Origin of the sequence: Streptomyces rubiginosohelvolus (assembly GCF_014649875.1) — a bacterium.
Taxonomy (GTDB): Bacteria; Actinomycetota; Actinomycetes; order Streptomycetales; family Streptomycetaceae; genus Streptomyces; species Streptomyces rubiginosohelvolus.
Genome location: NZ_BMTW01000002.1, coordinates 74,693 through 94,108 on the forward strand (window position 1 = coordinate 74,693; position 19,416 = coordinate 94,108).

At 71.7% G+C, this 19,416-nt stretch carries 14 protein-coding genes; 6 read left to right on the plus strand and 8 right to left on the minus strand.

What is annotated here, in order from left to right:
- Window positions 1-181 precede the first annotated feature (181 nt).
- The 5 genes from IE134_RS07695 to IE134_RS07715 all read right to left on the minus strand — a co-directional run bounded on the left by IE134_RS07695 (window position 182) and on the right by IE134_RS07715 (window position 7,087).
- On the minus strand, window positions 182-1,324 hold the full coding sequence (locus IE134_RS07695) for an XdhC family protein (RefSeq protein ID WP_030710101.1): 1,143 nt from the start codon (window positions 1,322-1,324) through the stop codon (window positions 182-184).
- Between the two features lie 36 nt (window positions 1,325-1,360).
- Complete coding sequence (locus IE134_RS07700; RefSeq protein ID WP_098895347.1) at window positions 1,361-2,818, minus strand: NCS2 family permease; 1,458 nt, start codon at window positions 2,816-2,818, stop codon at window positions 1,361-1,363.
- Window positions 2,819-3,147: 329 nt separating this feature from the next.
- Complete coding sequence (locus IE134_RS07705; RefSeq protein ID WP_189429997.1) at window positions 3,148-5,598, minus strand: xanthine dehydrogenase family protein molybdopterin-binding subunit; 2,451 nt, start codon at window positions 5,596-5,598, stop codon at window positions 3,148-3,150.
- Window positions 5,595-6,194: a (2Fe-2S)-binding protein gene (locus tag IE134_RS07710; RefSeq protein WP_010064299.1), complete on the minus strand. Its 600-nt coding sequence runs from the start codon at window positions 6,192-6,194 to the stop codon at window positions 5,595-5,597. Before IE134_RS07710 ends, IE134_RS07705 begins: the two co-directional genes overlap by 4 nt.
- Before the next feature lie 2 nt (window positions 6,195-6,196).
- Window positions 6,197-7,087: an FAD binding domain-containing protein gene (locus IE134_RS07715; RefSeq protein WP_010064300.1), complete on the minus strand. Its 891-nt coding sequence runs from the start codon at window positions 7,085-7,087 to the stop codon at window positions 6,197-6,199.
- 302 nt (window positions 7,088-7,389) lie between these two features.
- Here IE134_RS07715 and IE134_RS07720 point away from each other — a divergent pair, with 302 nt between their 5' ends.
- On the plus strand, window positions 7,390-9,138 hold the full coding sequence (locus tag IE134_RS07720; RefSeq protein WP_189430000.1) for a PucR family transcriptional regulator ligand-binding domain-containing protein: 1,749 nt from the start codon (window positions 7,390-7,392) through the stop codon (window positions 9,136-9,138).
- Between the two features lie 182 nt (window positions 9,139-9,320).
- Window positions 9,321-10,103 carry a hypothetical protein gene (locus tag IE134_RS07725; protein WP_097974204.1) on the plus strand — a complete coding sequence of 261 codons (783 nt, stop codon included), beginning with the start codon at window positions 9,321-9,323 and terminating at the stop codon, window positions 10,101-10,103.
- Window positions 10,104-10,151: 48 nt separating this feature from the next.
- Here IE134_RS07725 and IE134_RS07730 read toward each other — a convergent pair whose 3' ends face one another.
- Entirely contained in the window at window positions 10,152-10,958 is an 807-nt protein-coding gene (locus IE134_RS07730; protein ID WP_189430002.1) for a GntR family transcriptional regulator, read from the minus strand.
- 146 nt (window positions 10,959-11,104) lie between these two features.
- Between IE134_RS07730 and IE134_RS07735 the strand changes: the two genes are divergently transcribed.
- Window positions 11,105-11,953, plus strand: a complete 849-nt coding sequence (locus tag IE134_RS07735) for a (2Fe-2S)-binding protein (protein WP_189430004.1) — start codon at window positions 11,105-11,107, stop codon at window positions 11,951-11,953.
- A 192-nt stretch (window positions 11,954-12,145) separates the two neighbouring features.
- Window positions 12,146-13,240, plus strand: coding sequence for a DUF2637 domain-containing protein (locus IE134_RS07740; protein ID WP_030710082.1), 1,095 nt, complete (start codon window positions 12,146-12,148; stop codon window positions 13,238-13,240).
- 23 nt (window positions 13,241-13,263) lie between these two features.
- On the opposite strand, the gene IE134_RS07745 is transcribed toward IE134_RS07740, so the two are convergent.
- Window positions 13,264-13,629: an ATP-binding protein gene (locus tag IE134_RS07745; protein WP_030710080.1), complete on the minus strand. Its 366-nt coding sequence runs from the start codon at window positions 13,627-13,629 to the stop codon at window positions 13,264-13,266.
- Window positions 13,630-13,985: 356 nt separating this feature from the next.
- Here IE134_RS07745 and IE134_RS07750 point away from each other — a divergent pair, with 356 nt between their 5' ends.
- On the plus strand, window positions 13,986-14,420 hold the full coding sequence (locus IE134_RS07750) for a guanyl-specific ribonuclease (protein WP_032787025.1): 435 nt from the start codon (window positions 13,986-13,988) through the stop codon (window positions 14,418-14,420).
- Window positions 14,421-14,496: 76 nt separating this feature from the next.
- Window positions 14,497-17,610, plus strand: a complete 3,114-nt coding sequence (locus IE134_RS07755; protein ID WP_189430007.1) for an alpha-mannosidase — start codon at window positions 14,497-14,499, stop codon at window positions 17,608-17,610.
- A gap of 5 nt (window positions 17,611-17,615) precedes the next feature.
- On the opposite strand, the gene IE134_RS07760 is transcribed toward IE134_RS07755, so the two are convergent.
- On the minus strand, window positions 17,616-19,358 hold the full coding sequence (locus IE134_RS07760) for a pyruvate dehydrogenase (protein ID WP_030710074.1): 1,743 nt from the start codon (window positions 19,356-19,358) through the stop codon (window positions 17,616-17,618).
- Window positions 19,359-19,416 lie beyond the last annotated feature (58 nt).

Sequence of the window (19,416 nt, forward strand, 5' to 3'; positions counted from 1 at the left end):
TCGCCAGGAGCAGGGCTCTGCGTCCTGGGCGGGCGGATCTCGCCCGGCCGGGAACGGAGGAGGGGGAAGAAGTCATGCAGCTGATCTACCGGTTGATCCGGGGTGACCGCTGCGTTCCGGGCGGGCGGGAAACCGCCGTGGCGGTAACCCGCCCGGGATGGACGGGGTGTTGACGGGCGTTTCAGGCCACCGAGGCGAGCGGCTGCCCGCTGCTGTCGTGGTGGATGGGGGTGTGGGCCCCGGTGAGCGGTACGCCGCTGCCGCCGCGCCGGACCGCGACGATCTCGGCCGCGATGGACAGGGCCGTCTCCTCCGGCGTACGGGCGCCGAGGTCGAGGCCGATCGGTGAGTGCAGCCGGGCCAGTTCGCGGTCGGTGAGGCCGACCTCACGCAGCCGGTCGTTGCGCTCCAGGTGGGTGCGGCGCGAGCCCATCGCGCCGACGTAGGCGACCGGGAGCCGGAGGGCCGCCTCAAGGAGCGGTACGTCGAACTTGGCGTCGTGGGTGAGGACGCAGAGCACGGTACGGGCGTCGGTCTCGGTCCCGGCGAGGTAGCGGTGGGGCCATTCGACGACGATCTCGTCGGCCTCGGGGAAGCGGGCCGCGGTGGCGAAGACCGGGCGGGCATCGCAGACGGTGACCCGGTAGCCGAGGAACTTCCCGGCGCGCACCAGGGCCGCCGCGAAGTCGATGGCGCCGAAGACGATCATGCGGGGCGGCGGCACGCTGGACTCGACCAGCAGCTCGATGGGCCGGCCGCAGCGGGAGCCCTCCGCGCCGATGGCGAGCGGTCCGGTGCGGCCCGCGTCCAGGAGGGCCCGGGTCTCGGCGGCGGCGGTCCGGTCGAGCGCCGGGTGGCCGCCGAGCCCGCCCTCGTAACTCCCGTCGGGGCGGACCAGGAGCGGCAGGCCGAGCAGTTCCTCGGGGCCGTCCGTGACCCGGGCCAGTGCGGCCGCCGTCCCCTCGGCGGCGGCCGCGAGCGCGGCGGCGAACACCGGCCGGGCGGGGTCGTCCGCCCGGACCGGGGTCACCAGGATGTCGATGATGCCGCCGCAGGTCAGGCCGACCGCGAAGGCGTCCTCGTCGCTGTAGCCGAAGCGCTCACGGACGGGCCGGCCGTCCTCCATGGCCTGTTGGCACAGTTCGTACACGGCCCCCTCCACGCAGCCGCCGGAGACCGACCCGACGGCCGTGCCGTCGCGGTCGACGGCGAGGGCCGCGCCGGGCTGCCGGGGCGCGCTGCCGCCGACCGCCACCACGGTGGCGACGGCGAACTCGCGTCCCTGCGAGACCCACCGGTGCAGCTCTTCGGCGATGTCCAGCATGGCGTTCTCTCCTTAAGCGGGAAGGGGGCCCGGGCGTCAGTGGACGCCCAGCCAGCTCTCGATCGGGTTGAGGGCGAAGAAGACGATGAAGATCACCGTCAGCCCCCACATGAAGGCCCCGACCTCGCGGGCCCGGCCCTGGGCGAGCTTGATGGCGGAGTAGGAGATGACACCCGCGGCGACACCGGTGGTGATGGTGTACGTGAAGGGCATCAGGACCACGGTCAGGAAGACCGGGATGGCGACGGATCGGTCGCCCCAGTCCACGTGCCGGGCGTTCTGCATCATCATCGCGCCGATGACGACGAGGGCGGCGGAAGCCACCTCGGTCGGCACGATCGCGGTGAGCGGGGTGAAGAAGAGGCAGGCGGCGAAGAAGAGGCCGGTGACGGCGGAGGCGAGGCCGGTCCGGGCCCCTTCGCCGACGCCGGTGGCCGATTCCACGAAGACCGTCTGGCCGGAGCCGGAGGCGACACCGCCGATGACACCGCCGGCGCCGTCGATGAACAGCGCCTTGGACAGGCCCGGCATACGCCCCTTGTCGTCGGCGAGCTTGGCCTCGGTGCCGACGCCGATGATGGTGGCCATCGCGTCGAAGAACCCGGCCAGCACCAGGGTGAAGACGATCATGCCGACGGTCATCACGCCGACGTCGCCCCAGCCGCCGAACTCGACGTTTCCGAAGAGCGAGAAGTCCGGGGTGGAGACCGCGCTGCCGTCCAGCTCGGGCGGGCCGCTGCTCCACGTCTTGGGGTCGATGTCGACGATCGCGTTGATGATGATCGCGACCAGCGTGCCGACGACGATGCCGATCAGGATCGCGCCGGGGATGTTGCGCGCCTGGAGCATGAAGATGAGCAGCAGGGTCACGCAGAAGATCAGGACGGGCCAGCCGGCGAGTTCACCGGCCGGGCCGAGGGTGACGGGGGTCGCCTCGCCCTGGTGGACGAATCCGGCCTTGTAGAGGCCGATGAGGGCGATGAAGAGCCCGATGCCCATGGTGATGCCGTGCTTGAGCGCGAGCGGGATCGCGTTCATGATCATCTCGCGGAGGCCGGTGACCACCAGGAGACAGATCACCACACCGTAGATCACACACATGCCCATGGCCTGCGGCCAGGTCATGTTGGGCGCGACCTGCGAGGCGAGCACACCGGAGACGCTGAGCCCGGCGGCGAGCGCCAGGGGCACCTTGCCGACGAAGCCCATGAGCAGGGTCGTCGCGGCAGCCGCCAGGGCGGTCGCGGTGATCAGGCCGGGCTGGCTGAGGAGGTTGCCGTTGACGTCCTCCCCGCCCAGGATCAGCGGGTTGAGCAGGAGGATGTACGCCATGGCCATGAAGGTCGTGACGCCGCCGCGCACCTCGCGCGCGACCGTGGATCCTCGTTCGGATATGTGGAAGTACCGGTCGAGCCATGATCTTCCGGCGGGGACGCGTGAGCCGGGGCCCGCGCTTTCCGGACTGGTTTTCGGTTCCACTGACTGCTGGGTCATGATGCCTGACTCCCAAGGTTCACAGGGGCACCCGCTTGGAGATTCCTGAATGCGGGATTTGGGATGACTGCGTCGGCTGCACGACCCGGGGACGGCCGGGACGAACTGTTGAAGCAGAACGGATGTGCCGGCGGCACGGATGATCCGTGAGGCGCTGCCGTGCTCTCGGGCACGGCGGAGAAGAACCGCGAGCGGTGCGGTACTTGGGCCTCCGGGCGGTGCGGGGTGCGGAAAAGTGTGACGTTCTCGGCTTCGCACCGCCCGGAGAGATGGGGGGACCGCTCGGAGGCTGCCGGGTGACGACGGGTGAGAGGTCACCCGGCAGGCTCTCAGGTGGTGGTGAGGTGTTCGGGCCGCACCGGTGTCCTGTTGAGCTCGAGGCCCGTCGCGTTCCGGATCGCCGCGAGGACGGCCGGGGTGGACGACAGGGTGGGGGCCTCGCCGATGCCGCGCAGCCCGTAGGGGGCGTGCTCGTCGGCGAGTTCGAGCACGTCGACCGGGATCGTCGGCGTGTCGAGGATCGTGGGGAGGAGGTAGTCCGTGAAGGAGGGGTTGCGCACCTTCGCGGTCTTCGGGTCGACGATGATCTCCTCCATCACCGCCACGCCCATGCCCTGGAGGGTGCCGCCCTGGATCTGGCCGAGGACGGAGAGCGGGTTGAGCGCCTTCCCGACGTCCTGGGCGCAGGCCAGTTCGATGACCTTGACCAGGCCGAGCTCGGTGTCGACCTCGACGACCGCGCGGTGGGCGGCGAACGAGTACTGGACGTGGCCGTTGCCCTGTCCGGTGCGGAGGTCGAAGGCTTCGGTGGGCCGGTGGCGCCACTCCAGCTCGATGTCGATGGCCTCGTCCTCCAGCACGTCGGCCAGGTCCGCGAGGACCTCGCCGCCGTCGGTGACGACCTTGCCGCCCTCCAGGAGGAGTTCGGCGGTGGCCCAGGCCGGGTGGTAGGTGCCGAACTTGCGCCGGCCGATCTCCAGGACCTGTTCCCGTACGGCTTCGCAGGAGTTCTTGACCGCTCCGCCGGTGACGTACGTCTGGCGGGAGGCGGAGGTGGAACCGGCGGAGCCGACACGGGTGTCGGCCGGGTGGATGGTGACCTGGTTGACACCGAGTTCGGTACGCGCGATCTGGGCGTGCACGGTGACACCGCCCTGGCCGACCTCGGCCATCGCGGTGTGCACGGTGGCCACCGGTTCGCCGTTGATGACCTCCATCCGCACCCGGGCGGTGGAGTAGTCGTCGAAGCCCTCGGAGAAGCCGACGTTCTTCAGACCGACCGCGTAGCCGACACCGCGGACGACGCCTTCGCCGTGGGTGGTGTTGGAGAGTCCGCCGGGCAGGGCGCGTACGTCGACGGAGGTGCCGTCGGCGCCGGCCGTCAGCCACTCCTGCTCGGGCGGCAGCGGGCGGGCCTTGACCCGGCGCAGCAGCTCGGCGACCGGGGCCGGCGAGTCGCAGGCCTGTCCGGTGGGCAGCAGGGTGCCCTGCTCCATGGCGTTGAGCTGCCGGAACTCCACCGGGTCCATGTCGAGCTTCGCGGCGAGCTTGTCTATCTGCGCCTCGTAGGCGAAGCACGCCTGGACCGCGCCGAAGCCGCGCATCGCGCCGCAGGGCGGGTTGTTGGTGTAGAGAGCGACCGCCTCGATGTCGACGTCCTCGATCTTGTACGGGCCGACCGAGAGCGAGGAGGCGTTGCCGACGACGGCCGGGGAGGCGGAGGCGTAGGCCCCGCCGTCCAGGACGATGCGGCACTTCATGTGCGTGAGCTTGCCGTCCTTGGTGGCGCCGTGCTCGTAGTGGAGCTTCGCCGGGTGCCGGTGGACGTGGCCGAAGAAGGACTCGAACCGGTTGTAGACGATCTTGACCGGCTTGCCGGTGCGGAGCGCCAGCAGGCAGGCGTGGATCTGCATCGAGATGTCCTCGCGGCCGCCGAAGGCCCCGCCGACGCCGGAGAGCGTCATGCGGACCTTGTCCTCGGGCAGGCCGAGGACGGGGGCGATCTGGCCGAGGTCCGAGTGCAGCCACTGGGTGGCGACGTACAGCTCGACGCCGCCGTCCTCGGAGGGCACGGCGAGCCCGGACTCGGGGCCGAGGAAGGCCTGGTCCTGCATGCCGAAGACGTACTCGCCCGTGACGATGACATCGGCGCGCTTGGCGGCCTCGTCGGCGTCGCCGCGGATGATCGGCTGGCGGTGCACGATGTTGGGGTGCGGGACGTGGCCGATGTGGTGGTCGTCCCGGCCCTCGTGGACGAGCACGGCGTCGGGGGCGGTCGCCGAGGCCTCGTCGGTGATGAGCGGCAGCTCGCGGTACTCGATCTTGATCTTGGCGGCGGCGCGGCGGGCCGTCTCCGGGTGGTCCGCGGCCACGATGGCGACCGGCTCACCGTGGTGGCGGACCTTGCCGTTCGCGAGAACCGGGGTGTCCTGGATCTCCAGGCCGTAGTTCTTCATCGCGGCGGGCAGGTCGTCGTACGTCATCACCGCGTAGACGCCGGAGGTGGCCAGCGCCTCGGAGGTGTCGATGGAGACGATCTCCGCGTGGGCAACGGTGGAGCGCAGGGTCTGGCCCCACAGCATGTCCTCGTGCCACATGTCGGAGGAGTACGCGAACTCGCCGGTGACCTTGAGGGTCCCGTCGGGGCGGAGCGTGGACTCGCCGATGCCGCCCTTGGTGGGCGACCCCTGGGTGATCTTGGTCGGGGTGCCGGACGGTGTGCTCTGGGCCTTCGGCATCGTGGCCGCGGGGCGCGTGGTGGCTTCGGGGCGCGTCGTCATGACTGGACCGCCTCTCCCTGGCGGGCGGCCGCGAGGCGGACCGCGTCGAGGATCTTCTCGTAACCGGTGCAGCGGCAGAGGTTGCCGGAGAGCGCCTCGCGGATGTCCTGGTCGGACGGGGAGGGGGTGTTCTCCAGCAGTTCGTCGGCGGCGACCAGCAGGCCGGGGGTGCAGAAGCCGCACTGGACGGCTCCGGCGTCGATGAACGCCTGCTGGATCGGGGCCAGTTCGACGGCCTCGCCGGTCTGGCCGTCGGTGGGCCGGGCCTGCCAGCGCTTGGCCGAGTCGAGGGTGGTGCCGCAGGCACCGGAGGCGCAGCCGCCACCGGGGTGGGCGTCCTCGCGGTGCTTGGCGTAGTCGGCGAGACCCTCGACGGTGACGACCTCGCGGCCCTCGACCTGTCCGGCGGCCACCAGGCACGCGCAGACCGGGACGCCGTCCAGACGGACGGTGCAGGAACCGCACTCGCCCTGCTCGCAGGCGTTCTTGGAGCCGGGCAGGCCCATGCGCTCACGCAGGACATAGAGGAGGGACTCGCCCTCCCAGACGTCGTCGGCTTCCTGCTGACGGCCGTTGACCGTGAAATTGACTCGCATGGTTACGCAGCTCCTTCCAGCGTGCGGCCCGCGCCGCGGTACTGCTCCCAGGTCCAGCCGAGCGTGCGGCGGGCCATGATGCCGACCGCGTGCCTGCGGTACTTCGCCGTGCCGCGCACGTCGTCGATCGGGTTGCAGGCGCCGGACGCGAGGGCGGCGAACTGCTTGGCGATCGCGGGGGTGATGATCTTCCCGTTCTCCCAGAACCCGCCCTCTTCGAGCGCGGCGTTCAGGAAGTCCTCCGCCTCCTTGGCCCGGATGGGCGTCGGGGCGGCGGAGCCGATGCCGGTGCGCACGGTGCGGGTCTCGGGGTGCAGGGCGATCCCGAACGCGCAGACCGCGATGACCATGGCGTTACGGGTGCCGACCTTGGAGTACTGCTGCGGTCCGTCGGCCTTCTTGATGTGCACGGCGCGGATCAGCTCGTCCGGCTCCAGGGCGTTGCGCTTGACGCCTGTGTAGAAAGCGTCGATGGGAATCAGCCGCGTGCCGCGGACGGACTCGGCCTCGACCTCGCAGTCGGCGGCGAGGAGGGCGGGGTGCGCGTCACCGGCCGGCGAGGCGGTGCCGAGGTTGCCGCCGACGCCGCCGCGGTTGCGGATCTGCGGCGAGGCGACCGTGTGCGAGGCGAGCGCCAGGCCGGGCAGCTCGGCGCGCAGGTGGTCCATGATGCTGCTGTACGGCACGGAGGCGCCGAGCCGCACCTTCTCCTGGCCCACCTCCCACTCGGACAGCTCACCGATGCGGTTCAGGTCCAGGAGGTACTCGGGCCGCCGGTGGTCGAAGTTGATCTCGACCATCACATCGGTGCCGCCCGCGATGGGCACAGCCGTGGGGTGCTCGGCCTTGGCGGCGAGCGCCTCCTCCCAGCTGGCGGGGCGAAGGAAGTCCATGAGTGGCTCTCTTCTTCTCAATCGGTCGTTCGCCGGGGCCGGGGACGGCCTGCCTCGACTGGCTCGTTCATGTGGTGTTCACGTGGTGTGTGGCCCAGTACACAAGCCCGGCCCCGGCGGGTGCAGTCACCGAAACACTGAAGGAGTTGGCTGGTCTCCGTCCTCGTCTTGTAGATTCGAACGAATGACGGGGATCGGTAACCTCACCGCAATTCACAGATACCCCGTCCGCCCCACCGCTCCCCCACCCCACGACCCCCTTCACCCTCACCCGTTCCCTACGAAAGATCGGCGGCGACGAGATGCGGCTGCGCGCACTGCTGGAGACCGACGCGCTGGGCCTGCGGCTGCTCGGCGGCGAGGACGAGCTGGACCGCACGGTCCGGGGCGTCATGACGACCGACCTGCGCGACCCCAGCCGCTACCTCTCCGGCGGCGAACTGGTGCTCACGGGCCTCGCCTGGCGCCGGGACGCGGCGGACTCCGAGCCGTTCGTCCGGATCCTGGCGGGCGCCGGGGTGGCCGGTCTCGCGGCCGGCGAGGCGGAGCTCGGTGACATCCCCGCCGATCTCGTCGAGGCGTGCCTGCACCACCGGCTGCCCCTCTTCGCCGTGCACGAGACCGTTGCGTTCGCAACGATCACCGAGTATGTCGTACGACAGGTCTCCGGCGAGCGGGCGGGCGATCTGGCGGCCGTGGTGGACCGGCACCGGCGGCTGATGACCTCGGGCCCGGCGGGCGGCGGCCCCGAGGTGGTCCTGGACCTCCTCACCTCCGACCTGGACCTGCGGGCCTGGGTCCTCTCCCCCACCGGCCGCCAGATCGCCGGGGCGGGCGCCCCGCTGCCCGGCCCGCTGGGCGCCACGCTGGCCGGGCACCACCTGGCCGCGACCCGGACGGGCCGCCGGGCCCCGCACCGGGCGGCGGTCGCCGGTACGACGTATTCGCTCTTCCCGATCCGGAACACCGGCCGGGGCGCCGTGCCGGCCGCCCGTGACGTACGGGAGTCGGTGCTCTCCGACTGGCTGCTGGCGGTCGAGGCGGACGCATCGGACTGGCCCGCGGCCCGGCTCGACCTGCTCCAGGGCGTCACCCAGCTGATCGCGGTCGAGCGCGACCGCCGCGACGCGGCCCGTACGGTACGCCGCAGGCTCGCCCAGGAGGTGCTGGAGCTGGTCCAGGCGGGCGCCGCCCCCGCCGAGATCGCGGCCCGGCTGCGGGTCGCCGCACCGGTCCTGCTGCCCGGCCTCGGCGTGGCCCCGCAGTGGCAGGTCGTGGTGGCCCGGGTCGACTGGAGCACCTCGGGCCAGGCCGCGGCGGCGGGCGAGATCGCGAGCGGCCCGGTGGCCCAGGCCCTGCTGGAGGAGATCCTCGTCGACCCGGCGGTCAGCGGCCCCGACTCCGCCGACCGGATCGCCGTCGCCCACACGGGCGAGGAGGCCATCGCCCTGGTGCCGCTGCCCGCGATCGTCACCGCGCTCCCGGAGTCCGAGAGCGGGGAGGGCGATGCGGGACGGGCGGACGGCGAGGACGCCGACGCGCTTGCCGGAGAGCCCGGACTCCACGCCGACGCGCTGCTCGCCTCCGTACGCGAACCGCTCTCGGCCGGGCTCGCCGACGACGGCCGGCTGACACTGGGTGTCAGCGCGGCTGTGCATTCCGCCGAAGGGCTGCGCGGCGCGCTGGAGGAGGCCCGGCACGCCCGCCGGGTGGCCGCGGCCCGGCCGGGGCGGGTCTGCGCCGCCGGTCACCACGAGCTGGCCTCGCACGTGCTGCTGCTGCCGTTCGTCCCCGACGACGTCCGGCGCGCCTTCACCGCCCGGCTGCTGGACCCGCTGCGCGACTACGACCGGCGCCACCGGGCGGAGCTGATCGAGACGCTGGAAGCCTTCCTGGACTGCGACGGGTCGTGGACCCGTTGCGCGGCCCGGCTGCACCTGCACGTCAACACGCTGCGCTACCGCGTCGGCCGCATCGAGCAGTTGACGGGGCGTGACCTTTCGCGCCTGGAGGACAAGCTCGACTTCTTCCTCGCCCTGCGCATGAGCTGATCTTCCGGCCGCGCACGGGGTCCGCCGGGCCCTCGTCACCCTTCGAGCGATTGTGAAATCTTTCACCTGACATTGCCCGGACCTCTTGGCCCGGAGTGCCGATCCGTGCTGAGATGCGGCATCACTCAAGCACTCAACAGCACAATGGCGCGCTCGGGGAGGGCAATGTGGCGCATACCGCCATGTCTGGTTCCGGAACGACAGCAGATGACGATCCGCCGCTCCAGACCGCGGTATGGCGGCTGCGGTCCCGCGCCTGCTGGACGGACGCGGCCGCCCTGCTGGAGGACGACGCGGGCACCGTTCCGGCCGCGGCGCTCCAGCGCACCGCGCTGCTGACCGAGCGGTGTCTCTACACCGGGCAGGGGTGGACCGAGGCCGAGGACGCCCTGCGCACGGCGGAGGCCATCGCCCGCAGCGACGACGAGCGGGGCGCCGCCGCCTCCGAGCGGGGCCATCTGGCGTACGCCTCCACCCTCCTGGCGGTACGGGACCGGGCCGACGAGGCGAGCGTGGCGCTGAGCCGGTCGGCGGCTCTGCTGGCTCCCGCGTCGCCCGCCCGTCCGCTGCTGGACTTCCGGCGCGGGCTGATCGCCCAGAACATCGCGGAGTCGCCGGAGGCCGCGCGCGCCGCCTTCCGCCGGGCGCACGCCGGTGCGGGGACGCTGGGCGACGAGCTGCTGCTGTCGTCCACCTGGCGGCATCTGGCCGCGCTCGCGCTGCGCGAGGGGGAGCTGGCCGAGGCCCGGCACGGCTTCGCCGAATCACTGCGGATCCGGGAGGAGCTGGGGTTCCTGGTCGGCACGGCCCCGGCGCTGATCTCGCTGGCGGAGGCGGAGGACGAGCCTGAGGCGGCCCGGCTGCGGGCCGAGGCCGGCCGGCTGTTCCGGCTCCTGGGCGGCGTGCCGACCTGGCTGGCCCCGTATCTGGGGCCCCCGGCCCAGCGCACCGCCGAGGCGAGCTGAGCGAAGGCGGGGGCTGACCGGTGGCGGGGACCGCGGGCCCCCCACCGGTCAGCCGTCGGCGCCGGTGAAGTGTTCGCGGACCAGGGCCTGGACGACGGTGAGGTCCTGGGCGATCAGGGCGTCGAGCAGGGCGGTGTGCTCGGCGGCGTCGGCCAGCAGTTCGGCCCGGCGGGTGGCGGGGCCCGCTACCAGGGGCCACTGGGAGCGCCGGTGCAGTTCGTCGGCGATGGACACGAGCTGCTCGTTGCCCGACAGGGTGAGGACCGCCCGGTGGAAGGCCCGGTCCGATTCGGCGTAGGCGGCCCGGTCGCCCACGGCAGCCGCGGCGACCGTGGCCTCCGCCAGCGGACGCAGGACGCTCCAGCGGTGCGCCGGGACCGTCCGGGCCAGGCCCAGCATCACCGGGACCTCGATCAGCGCCCGCACCTCGGCCAGCTCGGCCAGCTCGCGGGGGCCGCGTTCGGTGACCCGGAAGCCGCGGTTCGGCACGACCTCGACGGCGCCCTCGACGGCCAGCCGCTGCATGGCCTCGCGCACCGGCGTGGCGGAGACCCCGAAGCGGGCGCCGAGCGCGGGGGCGGAGTACACCTGGCCGGGCACCAGCTCCCCGTCGACGAGAGCGGCCCGCAACGCGTCCAGGATCTGGCCGCGGACGGAGTGGCGCCGCACGGCACGCGGCGCGGGGGGCTCACCGTGGGTGTGCTCGCCCCGGGCCCCCTCTTCCTCACCTTGCCGGCCCCGGGCCTGCTCCGGCACCCGGTCCTGCGGTACGCGGGCGGCGTTCCCCGGGGCGTGAGGGAACGCTCCGGGGGCGTACGCCGGACGTGCGCCCTCGCGCGCGCTGCCCTGCTCCACCCGGTCCTCCTCCATCCGCCGCGGGCCGACTCGCGTGCGCCGGACCTCCTGTGCACGATAGAAGACCGAGGCTGCAGTTCAAACATCGATGGCGTCGGGTAAGGTAAGCCTTACCTGCAAACGATCCCGATTCGGTGGTCCCCTGCATGACCCTCTCCCCGCCGTTCACCGGTGCCGCGACGTCCCCCGTGACCGCCGCGTACGCCCGCCTGACCGAGGTGTTCCCCGGTCTGCGGGCCAATGTGCTCGACGGCGACGCCGTCGCCCCGTCCGGCGCGGGCTGGGTCGGCGCGGCGGAGCTGGCGGCCGGCGGAGCCGCCGTGGACACCTTCCTGGCCTGGGACAACGCCCAGGTGCTGCGCGACTACGGCCAGCAGGCCCGCCCGGACGTGGTGGCGAGCTTCGGTCTGCACCGGTACGCGTGGCCCGCCTGTCTGCTGGTGACCGTGCCGTGGTTCCTGCAGCGCCGGGTGCCACGGATCCCGGTGGAGGACGTGGCCTTCCAGCGGGCGCTGGGGCACCTGACCGTGCGGGTGAGGGAATTCGCCTGTCTGCCGGACGACCCGGCGGCCACGCTGCCGGGGGCCCGGGTCGTGCCGGACGAGGCGGCGCTGCGGGCCGAGGTCCTGGCCTCGCTGACCGAGCACCTCGGTCCGGTGCTGGAGGGCTTCGGTCCCCGTATGCGGCGCGGGAAGCGGGCCCTGTGGGGGATGGCGACGGACGAGATCGTCGAGGGCCTCTGGTATGTGGCGCATCTGATGGGCGAGGAGCGCCGCGCGATGGCCGAGCTGGAGCTGCTGCTCCCCGGCACGACGAAGCCGTACGTCGGCACGGCGGGCTTCCGCGAGCTGACCGGTCCCGACGGGCAGTCGCTGCCGACCCGGGACCGGGCGAGCTGCTGCCTCTTCTACACCCTGCGCCCCGAGGACACCTGTGTGACCTGCCCGCGTACCTGTGACGCGGACCGGGTGCGCAAGCTCGCCGCGGCTTCCTGATCCACACCGCCCGTCCGGGGGACGTGGAATCGAACACAACTCGGCTTGACCGGGCGGGAGTTCGAGAAGATTCCACCCATCGATAGCCTCTCCTTCCCCCATGGCGTGCTCTTGTCCCGAAACCACCGGAGCGGGACGGGAATTCCGTCACGATGGCGTACGAAACGCCCTACGTGACGCAAGGGACCGCGCATGAGACTGACCGACATATCGCTTGACTGGCTGCTTCCGGGCGCCGTACTGCTCGTGGGGGTCATGGCGGCGGTGACGGTGGTCGCACGCGGTAAGCGTGCCAAGGCCGCGGCCGACGACTCCTGGGAACGCAGCGAGGAGCGCCGCAGACGCAAGGAAGCGCTGTACGCCACCGCCAGTTACGTCCTGCTGTTCTGCTGCGCGGCGGTCGCCGCCGCGCTCTCCTTCCACGGGCTCGTCGGCTTCGGCCGGCAGAACCTGAACCTCAGCGGCGGCTGGGAGTATCTGGTCCCGTTCGGACTGGACGGGGCCGCGATGTTCTGTTCCGTGCTGGCCGTACGGGAGGCGAGCCACGGAGACGCGGCGCTCGGCTCCCGGCTGCTGGTGTGGACGTTCGCCGGGGCCGCCGCCTGGTTCAACTGGGTGCACGCCCCCCGGGGCATGGACCACGCGGGCGCTCCGCACTTCTTCGCGGGGATGTCCCTCTCGGCCGCGGTGCTCTTCGACCGCGCGCTGAAGCAGACCCGCCGCGCGGCACTGCGCGAACAGGGCCTGGTGCCCCGTCCGTTGCCGCAGATCCGGATCGTCCGCTGGCTGCGGGCCCCCCGGGAGACCTTCGGCGCCTGGTCGCTGATGCTCCTGGAGGGCGTCCGCACCCTGGACGAGGCGGTGGACGAGGTGCGGGAGGACCGCAAGGAGCAGGAGCAGGACCGGCTGCGCCGCAGGGACCAGGCCAAGCTGGACCGGGCCCGCATCAAGGCCCTGAACCGGCAGAACCGGGTCTGGGGGCGCGGCCGGAGCGGGCAGCAGGTCGATGTGCCCGCCCTCGCCCCCGCTTCGGGAGGCGCGGCCCCGGCCGTCGCGGAGCCTGCCATAGCAGAGCCGGGTCAGCTGCCTCTGCGACCCCGGCCATCCCTGCAAGCCGTCGGCCCGAAGCCGACGGCCGATGGTTCGAGCCCGAAGAGTCTGGACGCACCGAACCAGGGAAGTGATCCGCGGACCGTCGACCTCACTGCCGAGGACGACACCCAGACACTCCCCCGGCTCGACTCGCTGGAACAGAAACTGAAGGATCTGGAGCAGCAGTTCGGCTGATCCCGTCGCGCGGCGGAGGGCCCTCAGGGCCTTCCGCCGTGCAGCTCGAACCAGACGACCTTGCCCAGGGCCTGTGCCTCCACGCCCCAGGCGTCGGCCAGGCTCCGGACCAGGATCAGGCCCCTGCCGTGCGTACCGTCGTCGGCGTTCGGTACGTACGGCGCGGGCAGATCCTCGGACGCGAAGTCCTGTACCTCCACCCGCAGTCGGGCGGCTGTCGCCGTGGCGGTGACCACGGCCCCGTGCCGGGTGTGGATGAGCGCGTTGGTCACCAGCTCGCTCACCAACAGCTCGGCCGCGTCGGTCTGTTCCTCGCCGGAGCGGTGCCGGAGGAACTCCCGCAGCTCACGGCGGACCTCCCCCACCGCCGACCGTTCGGTGTGCCCCACTCTGCGGCGCATCCGGGCCGGCTGCGAAGCCTCACCCGGTCTCCGGCCCCGGGGGCCGCGCCCCTCGACGACCGTGGCCCTCTTCTGACGCTTCGCCATTTCCCCCGCCCGCACAGTGAACCGACCTCCTTCGATCCGGCTGCCCGTCGAACAGCCTCACGGGATGCATGCCCCTGTACGCACACGGTCACGCTTGCGGGTCCATCAATAAGTGAAAGGGCGGGAGCGGCGAGGGGCGCACGGAACATCCCACCCGCGCACGTCATCACCACATAGGCGCAGCTCCGGTTAACGTCCGGCGAATACACCCGAGTTGACGTTGACGACCCAACTTCTACGCGCGTCATCATGATGGCATGCGCATCCCCCCACGCATCACCCGGCTCGGCGGCTCGGCCGCCCTCCTGTCCCTTCTCCTCGCCTCGGGCCCGGTCACGGCCCAGGCCGCCACCCCGGCGACGACCTCCACCACCGCCTATTCCGCGACCGCGTTCCGGGCGGCGGCGGTCGGCAGCATCTGCTACTCCGCCCTGCCGTCCCAGGCGCACGACACCCTGGATCTGATCGAGCAGGGCGGGCCGTTCCCGTACGAGCAGGACGGCACCGTCTTCCAGAACCGCGAGGGTCTGCTGCCGGATCAGTCCACCGGCTACTACCACGAGTACACGGTCATCACGCCCGGTTCCGACGACCGGGGCGCCCGCCGGATCGTCACCGGCGAGCAGAACGAGGAGGACTACTACACCGCCGACCACTACGCCTCCTTCGACCTGGTCGACCACGGCTGCTGACCCCCGCTTCCGAGGGGTGTTCCGCGCGCTCCCGGGGAAGGAACCTGAGCCCCACCCCTTCCCGAGGAGCTGCGTGATGCACGACGACCGCACCCTGGTGGAGGGCCGCCTGGAGAGGGCCCTCCACCAGTTCGTCCGCCCGGCCCAGTACGCCGCCCGCACCCCGCTCACCGTGTCCGTGTGGCACGCCCCGGGCGAGCCGGTGCCGGTGACGGAGGCCCTCGGGGCGGACTTCGCGCCGTTCACGGCCGGTACGGAGTGGGGGAAGCCCTGGTCCACCAGCTGGTTCCGGCTGCGAGGAGCGGTGCCCGGGGAGTGGTCGGGGCGCCGGGTGGAGGTGGTCGTCGACCCGGGGTTCACGGGCCAGGGTCCGGGATTCCAGGCGGAGGGGATGCTGTACGACCATCTGGGCGTCCCTCTGAAGGGTGTTCATCCCCGCAACCGGCATCTGACGCTCGCGCACCCGGCGGCGGGCGGGGAGCCGGTCGATCTGCTTCTGGAGGCGGCCGCCAATCCGGCCATCCTGGAGCACGGGTTCGCCCCGACCCCGCTCGGTGATGTGCTGACGTCCGGCGACCGCCCCCTGTACCGCTTCGCCTCCGCCGATCTCGCGGTCCTCGACGAGGAGGTCTGGCATCTGGTCCTGGACATCGAGGTGCTGTCGGAGCTGATGCACGAGCTGCCCGACGACCGGTCGCGGCGGCACGAGATCCTGCGGGCGCTGGAGTCGATGCTCGACGCTCTGGACCTGCACGACGTCTCCGGCACCGCAGCGGCGGGCCGGGCGGCGCTGGCCGAGGTGCTGACGCGGCCCGCCTCGGCGAGCGCGCACCGGATCTCGGCGGCCGGGCACGCGCACATCGACTCGGCGTGGCTCTGGCCGCTGCGCGAGACCGTGCGCAAGGCCTCTCGTACGTTCGCCAATGTCACCGCCCTCGCGCGGGACTACCCGGAGCTGGTCTTCGCCTGTTCGCAGGCCCAGCAGTACGCCTGGGTGAAGGAGCACCAGCCGCACATCTGGGAGCGGATCAAGGAGGCGGTGGCGGCGGGGCAGTGGGCGCCGGTCGGCTCGATGTGGGTGGAGTCGGACGCCAACATGCCGGGCGGCGAGGCGCTGGCCCGCCAACTCGTCCACGGAAAGCGGTTCTTCGAGGAGGAGCTGGGCGTCGAGACGGAGGAGATCTGGCTGCCGGACTCCTTCGGCTACACCGCCGCCTTCCCCCAACTGGCGAAACTGGCAGGGGTGAAGTGGTTCCTCACCCAGAAGCTGTCCTGGAACCAGCACAACAAGATGCCGCACCACACCTTCTGGTGGGAGGGCATCGACGGCACCCGGGTCTTCACCCACTTCCCGCCGGTCGACACCTACAACGCCCAGCTCCACGCCCGGCAACTGGCGCACGCGGAGAAGAACTTCGCCGACAAGGGCAGGGCGACGCGTTCCCTGGTGCCGTTCGGCTGGGGTGACGGCGGGGGTGGTCCGACCCGCGAGATGCTGGAGCGGGCCCGCCGACTGCGGGATCTGGAGGGCTCGCCGCGCGTGACGGTCGAGAAGCCCTCGGCGTTCTTCGCGGCGGCCGAGGAGGAGTACGGGGAGCGGGCGCCCGTCTGGTCGGGCGAGCTGTACCTGGAGCTGCACCGGGCCACGTACACCACGCAGGCGAAGACCAAGCAGGGCAACCGGCGCAGCGAACATCTGCTGCGCGAGGCCGAGTTGTGGGCGACGGCGGCCGCCCTGCGCTCCCCCTCCTACCGCTATCCGTACGAGCGCCTTGACCGGGTGTGGAAGACGGTGCTGCTGCACCAGTTCCACGACATCCTGCCCGGATCGTCGATCGCCTGGGTGCACCGTGAGGCCAGGGACACCTACGAGGAGGTCCGCGCCGAGCTGGCGGACCTGCTGGCCGACGCGGTGGCGTCACTGGGCGCGGCCGAGGGCCTGGTGGCGCTCAACTCATCGCCGTACGAACGGGTCCAGGTGATCGAGCTGGACGCGGAGGCAACCGGGGTGCTGCCGTCGGGGGCCCACCTCCAGGAGCTGGGCGAGGGCCGGGCGGCGGTGCTGGCGCGGAGTCCGGGGCTCGGGGCGGGCCTGCTGGACGGGGCGGCGGTCCCGGAGCACCCGGTGACGGCGGAAGCCTCGGATGCAGGTGACATCGTCCTGGACAACGGGCTGTCGCGGGTGACGGTGGACGGCGACGGGCTGGTCTCCTCGGTCCGCGATCTGGTCGCCGGGCGCGAGGTGCTGGCCCCGGGCGCCCGGGCCAACCTCCTCCAGCTGCACCCGGACCACCCCAACCACTGGGACGCGTGGGACATCGACCGGCATTACCGGAACACCCGCACCGATCTCACCGCCGCCGACTCCGTGACCCTGGTGGAGGAGGGGCCGCTGCGGGCGGCCGTGCGGGTGGTGCGTTCGTTCGGGAAGTCGACCGCCGTGCAGGAGGTACGGCTCGCGGCGGGGGCACGGCAGCTCGACATCGACACCGAGGTGGACTGGCAGGAGTCGGAGAAGGTCCTCAAGGCGGCCTTCCCGCTCGATGTGCACGCCGAACGGTCCACCGCCGAGATCCAGTTCGGCCATGTCCACCGGGCGACCCACGACAACACGTCCTGGGACGCCGCCCGTTTCGAGATCTGCGCCCACCGCTGGCTCCGGGTCGCCGAACCGGGCTACGGGGTCGCGCTGCTCAACGACTCGACGTACGGCCACGATGTGACCCGCACCCCGCACCCGGACGGGCTGGGCACGACCGTCCGGCTGACGCTGCTGCGCGCCCCGCACAGCCCGGACCCGCACACCGATCTGGGCGTGCACCGCTTCCGTTACGCGCTCGCGCCCGGCGCGGAGGTGACGGACGCCGTACGGGAGGGCCTGGCGCTGAACCTCCCGCTGCGGGCGGCGGTGGCCCCGGTGGTGCCCGCACTGGCGTCGACGGGGCATCCGGCGGTGACGGTCGAGTCGGTCAAGCTCGCCGAGAACCGGAACGGGGACGTGATCGTACGGCTCTACGAGTCGGCGGGCGGCCGGGCGCGGACCCGTCTGAAGGTGGCGTTCCCGGTCACGGAGGCCCGGATCACCGATCTGCTGGAACGGCCGCTGCACCCGGCGGAGACCGACGAGGACGGCACGGTCCTCGACCTGCGGCCGTTCGAGATCCTGACGGTGCGCCTGACGCCCGCCTGAAGGACTTAGGGACGCGGCACGTTACGAAGGTTGGAGCGGGCCATCTGGAGCATCCGGCCCACTCCGCCGTCCAGCACGATCTTGCTGGCGGAGAGCGCGAAGCCCGTGACCATCTCGGCGCTGATCTTCGGCGGGATGGAGAGCGCGTTCGGGTCGGTGACGACGTCGACGAGCGCGGGCCCCTTGTGCTTGAACGCGTCCTTGAGCGCGGACTGCAACTGCTTGGGCTTCTCCACGCGTACCCCGTAGGCCCCGGCCGCCCGGGCGATGGCCGCGTAGTCGGTGTTCGCATTGGTCGTCCCGTACGACGGCAGGCCGGCCACCAGCATCTCCAACTCGACCATGCCGAGCGAGGAGTTGTTGAACAGGACGACCTTCACCGGCAGGTCGTACTGGACCAGGGTGAGGAAGTCGCCCATCAGCATGGAGAATCCGCCGTCGCCGGCCATGGCGACGACCTGCCGGTTCAGGTCGGTGAACTGGGCGCCGATCGCCTGCGGCAGAGCGTTGGCCATGGAGCCGTGGCTGAACGAACCGATCACCCTGCGCTTGCCGTTGGGCGTCAGATAGCGGGCGGCCCACACATTGTTCATGCCGGTGTCGACGGTGAACACGGCGTCCTCGTCGGCCATCTCGTCCAGCACGGAGGCGACGTACTCGGGGTGGATCGGGACATGCTTCTCGACCTTGCGGGTGTAGGCCTTGACCACGCCTTCCAGCGCGTTCGCGTGCTTCTTCAGCATCCGGTCGAGGAACTTGCGGTCGGACTTGGGCTTCACCCGCGGAGTGAGGCAGCGCAGGGTCTCGCGCACGTCGCCCCAGACCGCGAGGTCGAGCTTGGAGCGGCGGCCCAGGTGTTCGGGGCGCACATCGACCTGGACGATCTTCACGTCGTCCGGGAGGAAGGCGTTGTAGGGGAAGTCGGTGCCGAGCAGGATGAGGAGGTCGCACTCGTGGGTCGCCTCGTACGCGGCGCCGTAGCCGAGCAGCCCGCTCATCCCGACGTCGTACGGATTGTCGTACTGGATCCATTCCTTGCCGCGCAGCGCGTGCCCGACCGGGGACTTGATCTTCTCGGCGAACTCCATGACCTCGGCGTGAGCCCCGGCCGTGCCGCTGCCGCAGAACAGGGTCACCCGTTTGGCCTCGTCCACCATGCGGCAGAGCTTGTCGATCTCGTCGTCGCCGGGGCGCACGGTGGGCCGCGCGGTGACGAGGGCGTGCTCGATGGACTTCTCGGGGGCGGGCTTGGAGGCGACGTCGCCCGGCATCGTGACGACACTGACGCCGCCGCGCCCGATCGCGTGCTGGATCGCCGTCTGGAGCAGCCTCGGCATCTGCTCCGGGTGGGAGATCATCTCGTTGTAGTGGCTGCACTCCTGGAACAGCAGCTCGGGATGGGTCTCCTGGAAGTAGCCGAGGCCGATCTCGCTGGAAGGGATGTGCGAGGCGAGGGCCAGCACCGGGGCCATGGAGCGGTGCGCGTCGTACAGGCCGTTGATCAGATGCAGATTGCCCGGCCCGCAGGAGCCCGCGCAGGCCGCGAGCGAGCCCGTGACCTGTGCTTCGGCTCCGGCGGCGAAGGCGGCGGTCTCCTCGTGCCGGACATGGACCCAGTCGACGGACGGGTTACGCCGGATGGCGTCCACAACGGGGTTCAGGCTGTCGCCGACGACGCCGTACAGACGTTTCACGCCCGCCCTGGCGAGGATGTCGACGAACTGCTCCGCCACGTTCTGCTTGGCCATGGGTGCGCGCCCTTCCTTGCCCGTGCTCCGTGCACGTCGGTTGTCCGGGGACCGGAGC